This window comes from Candidatus Nitrotoga sp. M5 (genome assembly GCF_927904885.1).
In the GTDB taxonomy this organism is placed as follows: Bacteria; Pseudomonadota; Gammaproteobacteria; order Burkholderiales; family Gallionellaceae; genus Nitrotoga.
This window is the reverse complement of record NZ_CAKMNW010000067.1, coordinates 51,267-68,631: the sequence shown is the minus strand read 5'-3', so window position 1 is coordinate 68,631 and position 17,365 is coordinate 51,267. Positions and strand designations below refer to the sequence as shown.

The following is a 17,365-nucleotide window of genomic DNA, read 5'->3' as shown; positions in this document are numbered from 1 at the left end:
CAAAAAGGAGAGCGAAATGCTTCACCAAATTTCTAGCAACCTGGCTCAGGCTTCGCCACCTGACAAAATTTCAAACAATGGGCTCGCCAATAATGGCAAGCCTGTTATTGTTTCAACCCCACCCGCTAATGGCACAGCTCAACCTGCCGAATCACCTGCGTTACCTCAGGTATCAGCAGTGAAGGTTGCCGAGCAACCCGTCTCTTCCGCCCAATTGGAAAGTGCGTTAAGCGATGCCAACAAGGTGTTTGAGCAGTCAAACAGGAGCTTGGAGTTTAGTGTGGACACTGACACCAAAAGATCAATAGTCAAGCTGATAGATACGGAAACGGGTGACCTGATTCGCCAATTTCCTTCGGAACAAATGCTAGCAATTGCTAGCGCAATAGGCCAATTTCAGCAGGGCGTATTGCTGGATCAAAAAACCTAAGGAGACCGATTATGGAAACCGCAATCTCGTCAACCAACCTTGATGTCAACAGCATAGTAAGTCAGTTGATGACGGTTGAGCGGCAACCCATTAACCGCCTCAACGTCATTGAAGCGAGCCACCAAACCAAGTTATCTGCCTACGGTAGCATAAAGGGAGCAGTCGCCAGCTTTCAATCGACCATGCAAAGCTTAAGCAACAAAGGTAGCTTTACCAGCCTCGATGCCATTCCTTCCGATGACACTATTTTGTCTGCTACAGCCAGCAGTATTGCTGTGGCTGGAAATTACTCTTTGGAGGTGAGCAGCCTTGCCCAGTCGCAAAAACTTGCCGCTGCGGGGCAAATTAGTAGTACTGCTGCCATCGGTGATGGCACTGCAACTACATTAACTTTTGATTTTGGCACCATTAACGGCGGAACGTTGGATCCGATAACCCAAAAATATACCGATGTTACCTCGTTCAGCTCAAACGGCAATGGCACAAAGAGTATCACCATAGACAGCAGCAATAATTCGCTACAAGGTATACGCGATGCCATCAACACTGCCAAGCTAGGTGTAACGGCGACCATCATCAATGATGGTAGTGACACACCCTTTCGACTTGCGCTTTCATCGGACAATAAGGGCGTGAGCAATAGCCTGAAAATTTCCGTAAGCGGCGATGCAAACTTGAGCAGCTTGCTGGCTCACGATCCTGCGGGTACGCAAAATTTGTCCGAGACTGTTACGGCAACGAATGCTAATTTCAAAGTCAATGGCGTATCAGTCAGCAAGACTTCAAACTCTGTTGCTGATGTGATACAGGGTGTCACGCTCAATCTAAAAAGCATCACCACAACACCGACAACACTGACCGTGGCGCATGACAAAGCCTCTATCAGCAACTCAGTCTCCAGCTTTGTTAAAGCTTACAATGAGCTTTCCAAAACGCTAAATGATCTTTCTGCTTTCGATCCGGCAACTAAACAAGCAGCCGTCTTACAGGGCGATAGCACCGTGCGCTCCCTGCAATCACAGCTGCGGAATGCACTTGGATCACCAGTCATAGGTGCTTCAGGTGAGCTGGCCACGCTGTCTCAAATAGGTGTTTCATTCCAAAAAAATGGTTCCCTCGCGCTGGACGACACTAAACTAAATAGCGCAATAGCCAATAATGTCAACGACATTGCAAGTATATTTGCCTCTGTCGGCAATGGAACTGATAGTTTGATTACCTTTAACTCCGCAACCAGCAACACAAAAGCCGGTAGCTTTGCTGTGAATGTTACTCAAATTGCCACTCAAGGTAAAACCGTCGGAAATAGTGCGGCCAACACGACCATTACAAGTGCAAATAATACGCTGGACGTGAACGTTAATGGCGTTAGCACTTTAGTTACTTTGGATGTGGGGACTTATACCGCTCAAACATTAGCTGCGGGGTTGCAAGCCAAGATCAATGGTGCAACTGCATTTAGCAACGCGGGCATTCAGGTTGCGGTTGAACAAAATAGTGGTGTGTTCACGATCACTTCGTCCAACTATGGATCGAACTCCAGTGTTGCTATTGGCGGGATTGGCGCCGGTGATTTGCTCGGCGCAACACCCACGCAAACCGCGGGGGTAGACGTTGCGGGATCCATCGGCGGAATAAGCGGCACTGGTTCCGGCCAAGTATTAAACAACTCGCAAGGCTTGAGTATCACTATTAAAGGTGGTGCATTAGGTGACCGAGGCGACTTGAATTTTTCAAATGGTTTTGCATTTACACTCGAAAAATTGGCAAGTTCAGTATTAACAAGCGACGGCGTCATTGCTAGTAGAACTAATGGCATTAACAATCTCATCAAGGGTATAGATGACCGTCGCGATGCCCTGGAAATTCGTTTAGTCGGCATCGAAAGGCATCTTCGAGCTCAATTTACCGCGCTTGATGTTCTTCTTAGCAGAATGAACCAAACTAGTGTTTTTTTAACTCAACAACTCGATCAAATCGCCAACCTATAATTTGGGAGAATGACCATGACCAGCAATACTGCAATTAATGCTTATAACAAAATTGATATTGAATCAGGCGTAAATGCGGCTGACCCGCACAAACTCATTTTGATGCTCTATCAAGGCGTATTATTGGCCACAATATCGGCCAAGAACCAAATTTTGCGTAAGGAAACTGCCGCCAAAGGCGCATCTATATCCAAAGCTATCACAATTATTGACGGTGGGCTGAAAGCCTGCCTCGACATGGAAGCTGGTGGTGAACTGGCACAGAATCTTTCTTCCTTGTATGACTACATAAGCCAACGACTTTTACTTGCCAACCAGCAAAACGATACCGCCATTCTGGACGAAGTGAGCCAATTGCTGGCAGAACTTAAAGGAGCGTGGGAAAGTATACGTTCGGAAGTCTCATCTTCCTTACCCGCCACCCCCACCATCGTCCAAACACACTCTATCCCAGCTGTTAAGCCGCAAGCATACATCGCCCAATCGACAACTAAGCAGCCACAGTCAACAATTGGCAGACATGCAATGTCAGCTTATGGCAGTGTCTGAGAGGCTGTCGAAATTGAAGATGAAAAAATTTGAATCAAGCTAAAGTTATCAAAACGCTAGCCGATATTCCGAGTAGAAGGTTCATAGATTGAATCTAAAACCTAAGACATATCGAAATGATCGCGACACAGTGTCTCGATCAACAAACCAAGATTAAAGGATGTAAGCCATGAATCCAGTTATCGAAAATTACGAGTTTCTTTCATCAATCACCACTCAAATGCGCATGGCTGCGACAGACGGCCAGTGGGATCAGTTAGTGGAATTAGAAAAAAAATGTAGTCTGCATGTAGAAATCATGAAAACTCAAGACACTGGCAACCCGCCGGACGAGGATACACGATTACGAAAAGTGCAATTGATCCGTCAAATCCTTGCAGACGATGCAGAAATCCGTTATCACACTGAACCGTGGGTAGCGCAATTACAGAACATTATGCATAGCACGGGGCAAGAGCGTCGTTTGCAACAGACCTATTCCAGTCAATATTAACAATTGAGAGTGCGCGCGGCCATGACCGTGCATCAGGAATTCGGCGTAATAATACGGCACTCTGCATAACATGCCATCGCACATACAGCCTCTAAAGCTCCAGAGCATGCTCAAGGAGCTTGCATCCACGCAAAAGCCGCTTTCAACTGCTATAGCTAATATAGCGCCCAAAACAGGGCAGCTTGAGCCGGGGCAAAAAATTCAAGGTTTTGTTCAATCTCAGGTATCCCCCGGTGTCTTCAATGTACGTATTGGCGACCAAATTACCAAAATGCCACTTCCTGCTTTTATCAGCACTGGCGACACAATCAAGTTGCAAGTCATCGCCACCGCTCCTCGCCTGACCTTCAGTATGTCTGCTTCGAATAACCCAGTGTCCACGGATGAGCAATTAAGTTCTGTCGCACGGCTATTGTCTTCCCTGTCTCAGCAGCCACGTGAAAAAAATACGATGCGCACGATGCAAAGCACTCCACTTTTAACATCGCCGCAGACCATGCAAAGCGTACAAATGGCCGGATTACTACAGGCGGCTTTGGGCAACAGCGGTTTGTTTTACGAGTCCCATCAGGCTCAATGGCTTAAAGGTGCGCGTAGTACTGAACAGCTTTTGCAAGAACCACAGAACTCCGCAATATCCAAGTCTTCAACAAACAAAGAAGCATCATCAATACCAGGAAACAATATATCCCCTGCAACCAGAATTGCTACGACCGCTTCAACGGAAGGGAAAATGCCCACTATTCCTGAGCACCTGCAATCACTTGTACAGCAGCAGTTCAACGCGCTTGAAGCTCGGCAGGTGATATGGCAAGGTAATATCTGGCCAAACCAGACCATGCAATGGGAAATTCACGAGCAACCGTCACCTACACCTGTTACTGAAAATCAGCAGCAATGGACCACACACGTCCAACTTGACCTGCCCAATTTGGGCATGGTTTCCGCCACGTTAAGCTTCAATAGTTTGGGCTTAAGCCTAACTCTGAATGCAAATTCCCCGGCGACACGTACTGCGTTAGGTAATGCCAGTTCACAACTGGTCACCACCATGTCCGATCGAGGAATTCAAATTATCAGTACGCTAGTCACACAAAATGAACCCCCCACCCAATAAACGCCAAATGGCTGTCGCACTGGCTTATCATGGTCAGGAATCAGCACCTCGAGTGGTAGCACAGGGGCGCGGTTTGATCGCACAGGCTATAATCAAACGAGCCAAAGAAAATGGCGTGTTTGTGCATGAATCTGAAGATTTGGTAGGATTGCTAATGCAGGTTGAGCTGGATCAGCACATTCCACCGCAACTTTACTTGGCTGTGGCGGAATTGCTAGTTTGGCTGTACCGCTTGGAGCATGGGGAAATTCCATCCAATTTAAAATCAAATTGAGAAATGGTTCGGTAATATTATTTACTGATTCAGGGACACCTCGAATATCCAATTTGCACCGGCCTGTAGGACCTTTCACTGGTTCATACCATTTAGAAGCATATAAAATATCCCCTTAATTTTGGTATAGCCAACAAAAAGTCTCGATATACTTAATAGTATGTCTAAATTTTGATTAGGTGCAGCATGGCCAAAGAAAAAGAAATTCCGTTAAAAATAGAGCTGCTTTCCGATGGTGAGAAGAATGAATTCCGCATTCACTCGAAGAAAGAAATTCAGTCTATCCTGCGCGCCATTGCAAAAAAAGGATCGCTCGCGGCTCTTTACTACGAAGATGGGAATGATTTCATCCTGACCACTGTGCTTGGAGTTGACGAGCAAAATGTATGGCTGGATGTAAGTCACAGTGAAGCAGATAACTTGCGTATTCTGCCAAGCCATAAAATAATTTTCATCAGCTCGCATCTGCAGGTAAAAGTGCAGTTCGTAGCACACCACATTGAGAACACTTGGTTCAGAAATAAACAAGCTTTTTGTTTGCCGATGCCAAATAGCCTGTTGTATTTACAGCGACGCGATTATTTCCGTTTGCTCGTCCCAGTAAAAAAACCGCTCACTTGTGTTATCCCTGCAAAGCCAGGCGCTCCCATTATCAAGTGCGCTCCAACCATTATGGATATAAGTGTCGGGGGCGTGGCATTGGAATGCGAAGAACACGACACCGAATTTCAACCCGGGAAAATTTATTCAGTATGCAATATTCAGTTGCCGAATATTGGCACGCTGACAGCTACGATACTCGTAAAAAATATTTTCATAATTACAATGCAAAATGGCGAGGTTAAGAAACGTGCCGGATGCGAATTCATTCGCTTGAATGGCACGATGGCCATACTGCTACAACGCTATCTTACCCATCTGCAAAGCGAAAGACTTACGCAGCGGTGAGTGTTTATATTTTTATATATTAAATTTATTAGTTTGCGAACCGCTACTAGCAGCTTGTCGGACTTAGAGAATCGAAGCAAAAATTTAGCTGAGCGAAAGCATATTTTCACGAGCTATTACCTTGAAGCGAAATGCCTGCTTATCCCACTTGAAGATTTAGCAGTGAAATAGTTGTTCTATTTCCCAATAGCGGTGAAATATAAATCTCTCACCTTTATTTGAAGCTACTTTCTTTAAAGTCCGACAGATCGCTAGATTTAGGCATGCACCAAAATTGTAAGATTAAATCGTGCTAGTGTACTTTGCAAATCGATCTCAAAAATACTAAAACTCGACGGTCACGTCAATCTCATGCGCACTCGTTAAATATGACAGGCTGCTACACTTGCATATTCATAATGTCGTTATAGGCAGCAATTACCTTGTTGCGAACCTGAAGAGTAGCTTGAAAGGCAATGTTCGCCTTTTGCCCATCTATCATCACGTTGCTCAAAGTTACATTTTCATCACCCCGCACAAATGCCTTTTGCATGGCGCCGGCGTGACTCTGAGCCTGAGCTACACTATCCAGTGAAGTTTTCAGAACACTGGCGAAATCTGTAGTTGTTTTCGCAGCGGGTTTCGGTGCAGCCCCACCTTGCGCCAACGCCATTGCAGCGCGCATTTCACTCAGCAAACTATCTACCCCAGAGACTTTCATAATTCACCTCTACTATTTGAACTTGCACCTTATCACTCACCCTCAAGATTTTAGCGTCAGAAAAGGAGCAGAATCTGCTCGCTTATCACCGTACCGTGTTTGAAGCGTCAAGTGATAATGCATAGCATGCGTCTTACCAAATTAGCAATGTCAATACAGATCATGAAACAACACTACTTTTCAGCGAGTGAATACACTCCACTTTTTTAGCTTATTTACTACTTGTGCATACCAGGAAAAGCATTAATGTTCTTGGCAAGCTTGCCGAATTGTTTGTCCAGTAACAATTCTGGCCTGTGGCAACTTAGTCCGAACGCAATATTTGCAATTGTTTTAACGGGACACATTATTGGAATAGCTTAAGTAAATAATCAATTTTTCATGGCATCGAAACAAATTTAAAACACGACGAATACAATGGCAGAGCAAAATCTAACCCCTACAATGATGCAAACCCTTGCTGGATTTAACAGCAAGCAAAGCATTGGCCTTATGGTCGCCGTTGCGGCCATGGTTGCGCTGCTATTCGGAATGTGGATGTGGGGGAGTACTCCTGATTACCGTGTATTGTATGGAAATCTTTCCGATCGTGACGGCGGAGCCATCATCGAATCACTGCAACAAATGAATGTACCTTATAAATTCTCTGAAGGCGGCGGTACCCTGCTGGTTCCCTCCGATCAGGTGCACGAGGTGCGCTTGCGCATGGCCTCGCAAGGTTTACCCAAGGGTAGCTTGGTCGGATTCGAATCGATGGAAAATCAAAAATTCGGCACTAGCCAATTTCTCGAGCAAATGAATTACCAACGTGCTTTGGAAGGAGAATTAGCACGTTCGGTGCAAACGTTAGCTTCGGTACAAAGCGCACGCGTGCATCTGGCCATACCCAAACCAACGGTATTTGTAAAAGAGAAACAGCATCCCGGCGCATCTGTGGTGCTGACACTGTATCCTGGACGCACGCTGGATGGCAGTCAGATAAGTGGTATCGTGCACCTGATTTCCAGCAGCGTGCCAAATATGCCTGCCAAAAATGTTACCGTTGTAGACCAAAGCGGCGCGTTGCTAAGCTCTTCCAAAAGTGACAAAGCTGGACAGATGGACGCAACTCAAATCAGCTACGTGCGACAAATTGAACAGGACTATATTAATCGTATTGAAGCCATCATCGCACCACTGATCGGCGCTGACAATGTACGAGCACAAGTCACAGCAGACATAGATTTTGCACAAACCGAGCAAACAGCTGAAAGCTATAAACCTAACCAAGATCCGAATCAATCTACTTTGCGCAGCCAGCAGACCATGGATTCTACGAATGGAAGCGGAAAAAATGCGTCTGGTGTTCCCGGTGCATTATCTAATCAGCCGCCGGTCCCTGCCACTGCACCCATCGTTGCCCCGCCCGGAACAGACGCAGCAGACACTGGTGCGGCCTCTGGTGTAACAAGCTCTGTCAAGGAAGCCACTATCAATTATGAAGTGGATCGAACCATCCGCCACACCAAATTGCCAGTAGGCAGCATTAAGCGCTTGTCAGTTGCAGTAGTGCTCAACAATCGCACCGTTACCGACAAAGATGGAAAGAAAATCTCTAAACCGCTTAACGACAGCGAAAAAGAACAAATTACTGCATTGGTGAAAGACGCCATGGGCTTCAACGTCGGTCGCGGTGACAGCCTGAACGTTCTGAACAGCGCCTTCAATGTTGAGAAGGAAGTTATCGTTCCAGAAGAGCCTTTCTGGAAACAGCCTGGAATGATCGCTTTAGGGAAAGATTTACTGAAATACCTATTAATAACAGGCATCGGACTGTACCTGCTATTCGGTGTTATTCGTCCAGCGCTCAAAAATTTTTCCGCCGCGTCTGCAGCAGCAGAGGCGAGCAAAATTGATAATGCCCAGCAAGCTGAGGTTACAGAACTCGACACAGCGCAAGAAATAGAACATGACCCTGCGCAAGAAGCCATTAACATTCATAAAAAAAATATTGAAAACGCAAAAATAATAGCGGGACAAGATCCCAAGATAGTGGCATCAGTCATTCAGGGATGGGTGAATAGCAATGAGTGATGCCGGCATTACTAAAAGTGCGATTTTGCTAATGACACTCGGCGAAAACGAGGCAGCAGAGGTGCTTAAGTATCTCGAACCAAAAGAGGTGCAGAAGATTAGTACTGCCATGATCACGCTTCAAAACACGACTCACGAACAAATCAGCAGTGTTTTTACTGAGTTTCACGAAATTGCCGCGCAAAAAACAACCATTGGTATGGATGCAAGTGATTACATCCGTAGCATGCTGACCAAAGCGCTGGGAGACGACAAGGCAGCCGGCTTACTCGATCGCATCTTGCAAAATAACGACACTAGCGGCATTGAAAGCCTGAAATGGATGGATCCGGAATCGGTTGCCGAACTGGTCGCCAACGAGCACCCGCAAATCATAGCCGCCATACTTGTACATCTCGAACCGGATATGGCTGCCAGTGTGCTGGGATTATTGGCCGAACGTATGCGCAGCGACGTGCTATTACGCATTGCCACGCTCGATGGGGTTCAGCCCACCGCACTACGTGAACTTAACGATGTATTAACCAAGTTATTGACTGGCAACGCGGTCAACAAGAAGCGTATCAAGGGCGGAGTTAACACCGCAGCGAAAATTCTCAACTTCATGGGAAGTGTACAGGAAGGTGTCATCATTGAGAAAGTCCGTGATCATGACGCCGATTTGGCGGAAAAAATTCTTGATCAAATGTTCGTCTTTGAAAACCTCCTGGATGTAGATGACCGCAATATTCAGCTCATTCTGCGGGAGGTTCAGTCCGAATCTCTAATTGTGGCACTTAAAGGCGCGAGTGAGGAATTACGTGAAAAAATCTTCAAAAATATGTCGCAACGTGCTGGCGACACGCTGCGCGAAGATTTGAGTGGAAAAGGTCCGGTCAAGGTCAGTGAAGTAGAAGCGGAACAAAAAGAAATTCTTAGAACAGTACAGCGTCTTGCCGAGGAAGGACAAATCACTCTAGGCGGACCAGGCGGAGAAGAATCCTATGCCTGATGCCATCACCCCAAAAGAACATCTCACCGCCTATCAACGGTGGGAGCTGCCCGCGTTTGATACGGTGAAGGAAGCGGAGCCCCCTCCACCTCCTCCGCCCTCTCCACCGATCGACTTACCCACTGCAGCCCAGCTTGAACATATCCAGATGCAGGCACACGAAGAAGGTTATCAGGCAGGTTATGCCGAGGGCAATAAACAGGCAGGCATTGAAGCACAACGTATGGCAAAGATACTGGATTCATTGAACAAAGAAGTGCAGCAAGTGGATCAGCAGATCGCACAGGACCTACTGAATCTGGCTTTAGAAATCTCTAAACAAATGCTTCAACAGTCACTCAAAATCAAGCCCGAGCTACTGCTAAGTGTGGTGCGTGCAGCTATTGCTGAATTGCCGTACTTCAATCAAAACGCCCATCTAGTTGTGCACACGGACGATGCAATACTACTGCGCTCCAGCATGGGTGAGCAACTGCTCCAAACCGGTTGGAAAATTTTCGAGGATAACCAAATTGCACGCGGGGGTTGCCGTGTAGAAACTGCTCATAGCCAAATTGACGCTACTCTGCCAAAACGCTGGCAACGTATAGTCGACTCTATCGGTCAAGACAACGCATGGCTGGAATCATGACCTCTCCTATCATTCCAAACCCTGCTGACATTTTGACTCCCATGGGTGAGCACGCCAAGAATTGGCAAACCTACCTGCAAGACAACCAGGAGTTAGTTGCACAGAACAAACTTTTGTTAATTAGTGGCCGCCTGACCAAGGTCACTGGGTTAGTGATGGAAGCAGTCGGCTTGAGAATGGCGGTTGGCAGCACATGTGTTATCGAATTACCCAATAATCGAGTCGAAGCGGAAGTGGTCGGTTTCTCTGGTGAAAAAATTTTTCTCATGCCCGAAAACGATGTTAATGGCTTGATACCCGGCGCGCGAGTAGTGCCACTAGAATCGGTAAATACACCACTGCTGGGCGGAAAACAGCGACCATTTCGTCGTCGTGCGACTGATCACACACGCCACCTGCCGGTAGGTGACAAATTACTTGGCCGAGTACTGGATGGTGCGGGTCGTCCATTGGACCAGTTAGGGCCGCTAGTGGCAGCAACAACCGCACCCTCGCAAAGTCGTCCCATCAATCCACTGAACCGCGCACCGATCACTGACGTTTTGGATGTTGGCGTTCGAGCCATTAATAATTTGCTCACTGTCGGACGCGGCCAACGCATGGGGCTTTTCGCTGGCAGTGGTGTAGGCAAAAGTGTGTTACTAGGCATGATGGCACGGTACACCAGCGCCGATATCATCGTGGTGGGCTTAATCGGCGAACGCGGGCGCGAGGTAAAAGAATTCATCACTAACATTCTGGGGACAGAAGGCATGGCACGTTCCGTAGTAGTCGCGGCCCCAGCCGACACCAGCCCGTTGATGCGCTTACAAGGTGCCGCCTATGCCACAACTATAGCCGAATATTTTCGTGGTCAGGGCAAGCATGTATTGCTAATTATGGATTCGCTCACCCGTTATGCCATGGCGCAACGTGAAATTGCACTGGCTATTGGCGAGCCACCCGCTACCAAGGGTTACCCGCCATCGGTATTTGCCAAGCTGCCGCAGTTAGTAGAGCGTGCCGGTAACGGCGCAGAAGGCGGTGGCTCTATCACAGCATTTTATACTGTACTAACCGAAGGCGATGACCAACAAGATCCAATCGCCGATAGCGCACGCGCCATATTGGATGGCCATATCGTGTTATCGCGCCGCTTGGCTGAGCAAGGTCATTACCCAGCCATAGACATTGAAGCATCTATTAGTCGAGCTATGAGTAGCCTTGTTTCAGAACAGCATTTCACTCTGGTACACCGTTTCAAACATCTGTATGCACATTACCAACGTAACCATGATTTGATCAGCGTCGGCGCATATGTCAGTGGCAGTGATCCGTTATTGGATGAAGGGCTTGCGCTCTATCCTTATATGGAGGGCTTCCTTAAGCAAGGCATGTTTGAACGTGAATCATACTCTAGTGGCGTCGCCGCCTTTAGCCATCTATTTGAAAATAAGCACTGAGGCAATTAAACCATGACCAAAACATTTTCAATGCAACCGCTAGTACATTTAGCACATCAAAAAAACGATGATGCCACCCGAAAATTCGGCCAGATAATCCAGCAACAGCAGGCCGCACAAAACAAGCTGCAAACCTTGGAGCAATATCGCGACGACTATCAGACACGCTTGCAGCAAGCAGTAAAAGACGGCATTAATCAAATTAGTTTGCGAAATTTTCAAGATTTTATACGTCGTTTAGACGAAGCAGTTGCACAGCAACGCCTTGCCATTGAACAAATACACCTCTCTATGCGCGCTGGACGGAACGCACTGGTAGATACACAGCGAAAAATGAAATCCTTCGATACGTTGGCACAACGTCATCTAGAAGGCGAAAGAAAATTGGAAGAAAAACTAGAACAGCGGCAACAGGACGAACACACAGGTCGCTACTCTGCACTCAAAGCCATGGCCGCAAAAGACGAAAGCTAACCTCAGGAGACATCATGCAAAATATAGTCATCCCAGTGTCTGCGCCTACTGTGTCGGCACCTACGGCCGCTGTAGCGGGCAAAAATTCAGCACCAACAAAGCCTTTCGGTGACATGTTAGCGCGTCAGCTTGCAGATAGTGCTCCACCTGATGAAACCAATGCTACCGACGGCGGCTTGTCGATCACTTTCACCACGGACGACAAACTGGCAGCACCTGTTACCAATGAACAGCCTGTTGAACTGCAAGTACCCAAATCGGATGATGCCAGTGCATTACCCAATAATATGCTCGCAGCTTTATTGCCAAATAACCTAGCCGAACAAATAGCAACCAACCGCTCGCAGGCTACACAATCAGACGCCGCCTCACACAATCGTACACAATCACTCACCACGAATGATTTACTCTTAAGTTACGACGAATCAGCCACTACAGCAGAAATGTTGAATGCTGGTAATAACAGCAAAAGTAAGGTGATATTGACTGAGGCACAACTCACACCCGAATTCTCCTCACAGCTCAGCGCATCACAATCAAATACAACGCCCCTGACTGCACAACAAGCTTCAGTGTCAAATTTTGCGAACGTGAATTCACCGATACCAGCTTCCATAAACACACCCGTGGCAAATCAGGCTTGGGCTGATGACTTTAGCCAGAAGATCGTGTGGGTGACATCCCAACACGGACAAAGTGCAGAACTTCGCCTGAATCCGCCTCAACTAGGCCCGCTGGAAGTATTGATAAAAGTGAGCGGTGACCAAGCCACTGCGATTTTCACTTCATCACATGCCGTTGTCCGCGATGCGATAGAACAAGCAATGCCTAAACTTCGTGAAATGCTGGCCGATAATGGGATTATGCTGGGCAATGCCACAGTAAGCGACCAATCTCCCAGAGAACAACAAACGAGACAGGCATCCCAACAGCAAATGAGGGAAGGCGGGCAAGCACAAATGGATCAGGATACCCTCGGAATCAGCACCCAAGTCAGGTATGGACACCATCATCAAGGATCAGTCGATACGTTTGCCTGATGGACAACGCATTAGTAGGGTAATTGTTCGAATACCTAATTTTAGAACGTTTGCAATTATTACGGTTTTGTCCCCGGTCTCAGAAAAAAGAGAACTGCGCTACCCAACGAGAGTGTTACTAAATGACAAGTTAGGGGGAATTCTCCGCCTTATTCCATTTATCACACAGATTGAATTTCACTGATAATTCAACTCATAAATTAAGGAATCGCAATGGCAAAACCAATATCAGCAAAAGAAGCAGCGGGTACCGCGCCAACTGAAGGAAATACAAAATCGAAAAGCAAAAAATTACTGCTTATTATCATTGGTGGTGTTTTGATGCTAGGGATAGCAGGCGGAGCAGGCTGGTATTTTAGCAAGGGCGAAAATCACAATGGCAAGGGCACCCAAAAATCTGCAAAATCAACCGCAAAGCCAATATTTATTCCATTAGAACCTTTCACGGTTAACCTGCAACGCGAGAGAACTGACCAATTTCTACAAATTGGCATCTCGCTTAAAATTTTTCAGGAAGAACTGCAAGAACAAATCAAGCAAAATTTACCCGAAATTCGTAGCCGCTTGTTGGTACTGCTGTCCGGTAAACGCCCTTCAGAATTGACTACGTCAAATGGCAAAAAAAGACTCGTCAATGAAATTATTGCTGAAACCGAATTCGTGCTTGGTCTGCGCAGAACGCCATTCCTGTCAAAATCGAATATTAATGCACATACCAAACCTAGAACTGGGTCAAGCGTGCAAGCAGAAAACCTCGCAGAAGCTGTTACAGAAGTTGAAGAAACTACACACGCACGACACCGAAATGAGGCGAAAGACAACGTCATAGGCGTTCTCTTTACCTCTTTCATCATCCAGTGATAAGACCATGAGCGATTTTCTCTCTCAGGAAGAAGTTGACTCACTACTCAAGGGAGTCAACTTTGAGCCGGATGAGGTCGCTGCGGTACCCGACCCAGCAGGCACTGTGCGCCCATATAACATGGGCTCGCAAGAACGCATTGTGCGTGGGCGCATGCCCGCGCTGGAAATCCTCAATGAGCGTTTTGCACGTTCATTCAGAATTACATTATTCAATTTAATCAGGCGCACTGCAGAAATTTCTGTGGGGCCTATTCGCGTCCAGAAATTCAGCGAATTTCTCCGTAATCTGCCTGTACCTGCCAACATCAACATCGTGCAAGCCAATCCTTTACGTGGCAATGGGCTATTTATTTTCGACCCTAACTTGATTTTTTTGGTAGTCGACAACATGTTTGGTGGTGATGGGCGCTTTCACAGCCGGGTCGAGGGACGCGAATTCACCCAAACCGAGCAGCGCATCATCCAACGATTACTGGCTGCTGTATTCGAATCGTATAACAAAGCTTGGCAAGCTATATATGCGTTGCAATTTGAGTTTGTACGTTCGGAAATGAACCCGCAATTTGCCACTATCGCCACACCAAACGAAATCGTTGTATCCACCACCTTCGACATTGAGTTTGGCGGCGTTGGCGGTGCTTTTCATGTCTTACTACCCTATTCCATGATTGAGCCCATCCGCGAGTTGCTCTGTAGCTCCATGCAAGGTGACCATACGGTTGTAGACAAACGCTGGTTACGCACGCTGTCCAAACAAGTGCAGTCCGCCGAAATTGAATTAACTGTCGTGCTTGGCCACGCTCAAATTAAATTTGAACAGGTGCTAGGAATGCGCAACGGCGATTTTATCCCGTTGGAAATAGCAGACAGCATTACGGCATTAGTGGATGAAGTGCCAGTAATACAATGCAAGTATGGCATTTTCAACAATCAGTATGCCCTTAAAGTGGAAAAAATATTGAGCGGTACAAGTGGCGATTTGGCAAATGGAGATAATGATGACTGATGAAGGTTCTGAGCAAATTAGCGCCGATGATTCGGGTTCTGCAGTAGCTGAACAGGCTGTCAGCACTCCATCCAAATCCGATAATTCGGGTGCTGCCAAGGCTGAACAGGCTATCAACACAACACCCGAAACCGATGATTGGGGTGCTGCCATGGCTGAACAGGCTGCCAGCACTACACCGGAAACCGATGATTGGGGTGCGACTGAGCCAGCTACCAGTTCACCGCCCAGCAAACCGAAACCCGCTGCTAAACCGCATACATTCGCGCAGTTTGCCGACGCAGCTGGCACAGCTGTAAACAATGATCTTGATATGATCATGGACATCCCAGTTCAACTAACGGTCGAGCTTGGACGCACCAAAATGCCAATCAAAAATCTGCTACAACTTGCACAAGGATCGGTAGTCGAACTAACTGGTCAAGCTGGCGAACCGCTCGATGTAATGATCAACGGCTTTCTGATCGCGCAAGGCGAAGTCGTCGTAGTGAACGACAAGGTCGGTATCCGCCTCACCGACGTTATCACTCCATCTGAACGTCTGCGTCGCCTCAGTCGCTAATATGAAAATTTTCGGCGACCTACTTACCAAGCCAAGATTCATCTACGCGCACCTCTGCGCCATCACCTGTTTTTTCAAACCGCTACTCGCAACAGCGCAAGATACTCGCCCTGCTTACACCCCTCCTCCACCTGTATCAATGTCGAGCGGCAGCATAATGCAAGTCATTTTCAGCTTGTTATTAGTATTGGCAGCAGTGGTTCTGGTTGCATGGATTTTAAAACGCATCAATCTGCCTCAACATGCTGCAGGTAACCTGATTAAAGTTCAAGCTACGGTAGCGGTAGGCCAACGTGAACGTATCGTATTAGTTGAAGTTAACGACACCTGGCTGGTAGTAGGTGTTGCTCCTGGACAGGTTCGAACCCTGCATAGCATGGCAAAAGCCGAATTACCTGCATCACAAGTCAATATGGATAACAGTGCAAATGGAAAATTTCAGGCCTGGCTTAAACAAATGATGGAAAAACGAAATGCATCTTAGTAATGACAAAATAACCGATGCTTCGTTTTGCAGGCTGATGGGGGGATGTAATGCCAAGTGTTTAGAGTTCAGTCTGGCTAGGCACAATACTCCCAACAGCACACCGAAATATAGAATATTTCACGTTCCCACATACCTTAGCACGCTTTTACTGACAATTCTGATATTTAGCCTGATTCCAGCAGCTTATGCGGCCGATCCAGGGCTGGCCGCATTTACCAGCACTGCAACACCAGATGGGGGACAGACCTACTCGCTTAGCTTGCAAACGTTACTGTTGCTCACTTCGTTAAGTTTCTTACCCGCCGTAGTACTGTTAATGAGCAGCTTCACCCGCATTATCATCGTGCTATCGCTGTTACGCTCCGCTCTCGGCACGCAATCATCACCGCCCAATCAGGTACTAATCGGGCTAGCCTTGTTTCTCACTTTTTTTGTTATGTCTCCAGTGCTGGATAAAATTTATACTGACGCCTACCTGCCATTCAGCGAAGATAAACTGACGCTGATACAAGCTTTCGATACTGGCAGCGTACCATTAAAGGCATTTATGCTGCGACAAACACGGGAAAAGGATCTTGCCCTCTTTGTTCAAATTTCCAATAGTGAGCCGTTGCAAAGCGCGGATCAGGTACCACTAAAAATTCTGGTGCCGGCCTATGTCATCAGCGAGCTAAAAACCGCCTTTCAGATTGGTTTCGTCATATTTATTCCGTTCCTTATTATCGACATGGTGGTGGCCAGCGTATTAATGTCCTTGGGTATGATGATGGTCTCACCAGCATTGATTTCATTACCATTCAAGATCATGCTATTCGTGTTAGCAGATGGTTGGAATCTTCTTATTGGATCGCTAGTACATAGTTTTTACACCTGAGGCAAACGACAATGACTCCAGAAACAGTAATGACACTTGGTCGCCAGGCACTGGAGTTGACTCTGGTGGTATCGGCTCCGATGCTGCTGACAGCTCTATTGATTGGACTTCTAATCAGTATTTTCCAAGCTGCTACCCAAATCAACGAAATGACCCTGTCATTCATTCCAAAATTGATCGGCATGTTCAGTGTGTTGGTCATCATTGGCCCATGGATGGTGAGCATGATGCTGGATTATATCCAGAGCCTGTTTAGTAGTATTCCTTGGTTGGTAGGGTGATGATGCTCAAAATAAGTGCATATATCTGCTTTGTAATTCGTAGTGTTTAACTATTGAAAAGACAATAGAAACAAGAATAATTAGTCAGAAAAGTATCTGTTCATCCTGAGTGTCAAAGGATAGCTTATCGAAGGATTG

General features: G+C 46.8%; 20 protein-coding genes. 19 read left to right on the top strand and 1 reads right to left on the bottom strand.

The annotated features are described in order from the left end of the window. Positions 1–16: 16 nt before the first annotated feature. The 7 genes from MJ770_RS12605 to MJ770_RS12575 all read left to right on the top strand — a co-directional run bounded on the left by MJ770_RS12605 (position 17) and on the right by MJ770_RS12575 (position 5,802). Positions 17–430: a flagellar protein FlaG gene (locus MJ770_RS12605; protein WP_239254953.1), complete on the top strand. Its 414-nt coding sequence runs from the start codon at positions 17–19 to the stop codon at positions 428–430. An 11-nt stretch (positions 431–441) separates the two neighbouring features. Further along, entirely contained in the window at positions 442–2,421 is a 1,980-nt protein-coding gene (gene fliD, locus MJ770_RS12600) for a flagellar filament capping protein FliD (RefSeq protein WP_239254951.1), read from the top strand. 15 nt (positions 2,422–2,436) lie between these two features. After that, positions 2,437–2,970, top strand: coding sequence for a flagellar export chaperone FliS (fliS, locus tag MJ770_RS12595; protein WP_320412235.1), 534 nt, complete (start codon positions 2,437–2,439; stop codon positions 2,968–2,970). A 169-nt stretch (positions 2,971–3,139) separates the two neighbouring features. Beyond that, positions 3,140–3,463: a flagellar protein FliT gene (locus MJ770_RS12590; RefSeq protein ID WP_239254941.1), complete on the top strand. Its 324-nt coding sequence runs from the start codon at positions 3,140–3,142 to the stop codon at positions 3,461–3,463. Positions 3,464–3,569: 106 nt separating this feature from the next. Beyond that, positions 3,570–4,580 carry a flagellar hook-length control protein FliK gene (fliK, locus tag MJ770_RS12585; protein WP_239254939.1) on the top strand — a complete coding sequence of 337 codons (1,011 nt, stop codon included), beginning with the start codon at positions 3,570–3,572 and terminating at the stop codon, positions 4,578–4,580. Beyond that, the gene (locus MJ770_RS12580) at positions 4,561–4,854 is read left to right on the top strand and encodes an EscU/YscU/HrcU family type III secretion system export apparatus switch protein (RefSeq protein ID WP_239254937.1); all 294 of its coding nucleotides are present in this window, start codon (positions 4,561–4,563) and stop codon (positions 4,852–4,854) included. Before fliK ends, MJ770_RS12580 begins: the two co-directional genes overlap by 20 nt. Before the next feature lie 186 nt (positions 4,855–5,040). Beyond that, positions 5,041–5,802 (top strand): flagellar brake protein, encoded by a 762-nt coding sequence (locus MJ770_RS12575; protein WP_239254934.1) that lies wholly within the window; start codon positions 5,041–5,043, stop codon positions 5,800–5,802. 379 nt (positions 5,803–6,181) lie between these two features. Here the strand turns inward: MJ770_RS12575 and fliE are convergent, their stop codons facing one another. Further along, a complete protein-coding gene (gene fliE / locus MJ770_RS12570) occupies positions 6,182–6,502 on the bottom strand; it encodes a flagellar hook-basal body complex protein FliE (protein ID WP_239254933.1) in 321 nt (106 codons plus the stop codon). A gap of 417 nt (positions 6,503–6,919) precedes the next feature. Here fliE and fliF point away from each other — a divergent pair, with 417 nt between their 5' ends. The 12 genes from fliF to fliQ all read left to right on the top strand — a co-directional run bounded on the left by fliF (position 6,920) and on the right by fliQ (position 17,227). Continuing rightward, complete coding sequence (fliF, locus tag MJ770_RS12565) at positions 6,920–8,575, top strand: flagellar basal-body MS-ring/collar protein FliF (RefSeq protein ID WP_239254921.1); 1,656 nt, start codon at positions 6,920–6,922, stop codon at positions 8,573–8,575. Next, positions 8,568–9,566, top strand: coding sequence for a flagellar motor switch protein FliG (gene fliG, locus MJ770_RS12560; protein WP_239254919.1), 999 nt, complete (start codon positions 8,568–8,570; stop codon positions 9,564–9,566). Before fliF ends, fliG begins: the two co-directional genes overlap by 8 nt. Next, entirely contained in the window at positions 9,559–10,197 is a 639-nt protein-coding gene (locus MJ770_RS12555; protein ID WP_239254917.1) for a flagellar assembly protein FliH, read from the top strand. Before fliG ends, MJ770_RS12555 begins: the two co-directional genes overlap by 8 nt. Next, positions 10,194–11,639, top strand: a complete 1,446-nt coding sequence (gene fliI, locus MJ770_RS12550) for a flagellar protein export ATPase FliI (protein WP_445083161.1) — start codon at positions 10,194–10,196, stop codon at positions 11,637–11,639. Before MJ770_RS12555 ends, fliI begins: the two co-directional genes overlap by 4 nt. 12 nt (positions 11,640–11,651) lie before the next feature. After that, on the top strand, positions 11,652–12,113 hold the full coding sequence (gene fliJ / locus MJ770_RS12545; protein ID WP_239254915.1) for a flagellar export protein FliJ: 462 nt from the start codon (positions 11,652–11,654) through the stop codon (positions 12,111–12,113). A 14-nt stretch (positions 12,114–12,127) separates the two neighbouring features. Then, complete coding sequence (locus MJ770_RS12540) at positions 12,128–13,153, top strand: flagellar hook-length control protein FliK (protein WP_239254914.1); 1,026 nt, start codon at positions 12,128–12,130, stop codon at positions 13,151–13,153. A 213-nt stretch (positions 13,154–13,366) separates the two neighbouring features. Further along, on the top strand, positions 13,367–14,014 hold the full coding sequence (gene fliL, locus MJ770_RS12535; protein WP_239254913.1) for a flagellar basal body-associated protein FliL: 648 nt from the start codon (positions 13,367–13,369) through the stop codon (positions 14,012–14,014). A 7-nt stretch (positions 14,015–14,021) separates the two neighbouring features. Next, positions 14,022–15,023 (top strand): flagellar motor switch protein FliM, encoded by a 1,002-nt coding sequence (gene fliM, locus MJ770_RS12530; protein ID WP_239254911.1) that lies wholly within the window; start codon positions 14,022–14,024, stop codon positions 15,021–15,023. Next, positions 15,013–15,585: a flagellar motor switch protein FliN gene (fliN, locus tag MJ770_RS12525; RefSeq protein WP_445083160.1), complete on the top strand. Its 573-nt coding sequence runs from the start codon at positions 15,013–15,015 to the stop codon at positions 15,583–15,585. The genes fliM and fliN overlap by 11 nt, the downstream gene beginning before the upstream one ends. Position 15,586: 1 nt before the next feature. After that, positions 15,587–16,069: a flagellar biosynthetic protein FliO gene (gene fliO, locus MJ770_RS12520; RefSeq protein ID WP_239254909.1), complete on the top strand. Its 483-nt coding sequence runs from the start codon at positions 15,587–15,589 to the stop codon at positions 16,067–16,069. After that, positions 16,059–16,946, top strand: coding sequence for a flagellar type III secretion system pore protein FliP (gene fliP, locus MJ770_RS12515; protein ID WP_239254907.1), 888 nt, complete (start codon positions 16,059–16,061; stop codon positions 16,944–16,946). The genes fliO and fliP overlap by 11 nt, the downstream gene beginning before the upstream one ends. Before the next feature lie 11 nt (positions 16,947–16,957). Next, entirely contained in the window at positions 16,958–17,227 is a 270-nt protein-coding gene (fliQ, locus tag MJ770_RS12510; protein ID WP_239254901.1) for a flagellar biosynthesis protein FliQ, read from the top strand. The last annotated feature ends 138 nt before the right edge of the window (positions 17,228–17,365 follow it).

Bases quoted from the DNA above. Each gene is read 5' to 3' on its own strand.
- MJ770_RS12575 (WP_239254934.1), top strand. From the start codon at position 5,041: ATGGCCAAAGAAAAAGAAATTCCGTTAAAAATAGAGCTGCTTTCCGAT.
- fliQ (WP_239254901.1), top strand. From the start codon at position 16,958: ATGACTCCAGAAACAGTAATGACACTTGGTCGCCAGGCACTGGAGTTG.
- fliJ (WP_239254915.1), top strand. From the start codon at position 11,652: ATGACCAAAACATTTTCAATGCAACCGCTAGTACATTTAGCACATCAA.
- fliG (WP_239254919.1), top strand. From the start codon at position 8,568: ATGAGTGATGCCGGCATTACTAAAAGTGCGATTTTGCTAATGACACTC.
- MJ770_RS12555 (WP_239254917.1), top strand. From the start codon at position 9,559: ATGCCTGATGCCATCACCCCAAAAGAACATCTCACCGCCTATCAACGG.
- fliF (WP_239254921.1), top strand. From the start codon at position 6,920: ATGGCAGAGCAAAATCTAACCCCTACAATGATGCAAACCCTTGCTGGA.
- MJ770_RS12580 (WP_239254937.1), top strand. From the start codon at position 4,561: ATGAACCCCCCACCCAATAAACGCCAAATGGCTGTCGCACTGGCTTAT.
- MJ770_RS12590 (WP_239254941.1), top strand. From the start codon at position 3,140: ATGAATCCAGTTATCGAAAATTACGAGTTTCTTTCATCAATCACCACT.
- MJ770_RS12540 (WP_239254914.1), top strand. From the start codon at position 12,128: ATGCAAAATATAGTCATCCCAGTGTCTGCGCCTACTGTGTCGGCACCT.
- fliK (WP_239254939.1), top strand. From the start codon at position 3,570: ATGCTCAAGGAGCTTGCATCCACGCAAAAGCCGCTTTCAACTGCTATA.
- MJ770_RS12605 (WP_239254953.1), top strand. From the start codon at position 17: ATGCTTCACCAAATTTCTAGCAACCTGGCTCAGGCTTCGCCACCTGAC.
- fliN (WP_445083160.1), top strand. From the start codon at position 15,013: ATGATGACTGATGAAGGTTCTGAGCAAATTAGCGCCGATGATTCGGGT.
- fliD (WP_239254951.1), top strand. From the start codon at position 442: ATGGAAACCGCAATCTCGTCAACCAACCTTGATGTCAACAGCATAGTA.
- fliP (WP_239254907.1), top strand. From the start codon at position 16,059: ATGCATCTTAGTAATGACAAAATAACCGATGCTTCGTTTTGCAGGCTG.
- fliE (WP_239254933.1), bottom strand. From the start codon at position 6,502: ATGAAAGTCTCTGGGGTAGATAGTTTGCTGAGTGAAATGCGCGCTGCA.
- fliO (WP_239254909.1), top strand. From the start codon at position 15,587: ATGAAAATTTTCGGCGACCTACTTACCAAGCCAAGATTCATCTACGCG.
- fliL (WP_239254913.1), top strand. From the start codon at position 13,367: ATGGCAAAACCAATATCAGCAAAAGAAGCAGCGGGTACCGCGCCAACT.
- fliM (WP_239254911.1), top strand. From the start codon at position 14,022: ATGAGCGATTTTCTCTCTCAGGAAGAAGTTGACTCACTACTCAAGGGA.
- fliI (WP_445083161.1), top strand. From the start codon at position 10,194: ATGACCTCTCCTATCATTCCAAACCCTGCTGACATTTTGACTCCCATG.
- fliS (WP_320412235.1), top strand. From the start codon at position 2,437: ATGACCAGCAATACTGCAATTAATGCTTATAACAAAATTGATATTGAA.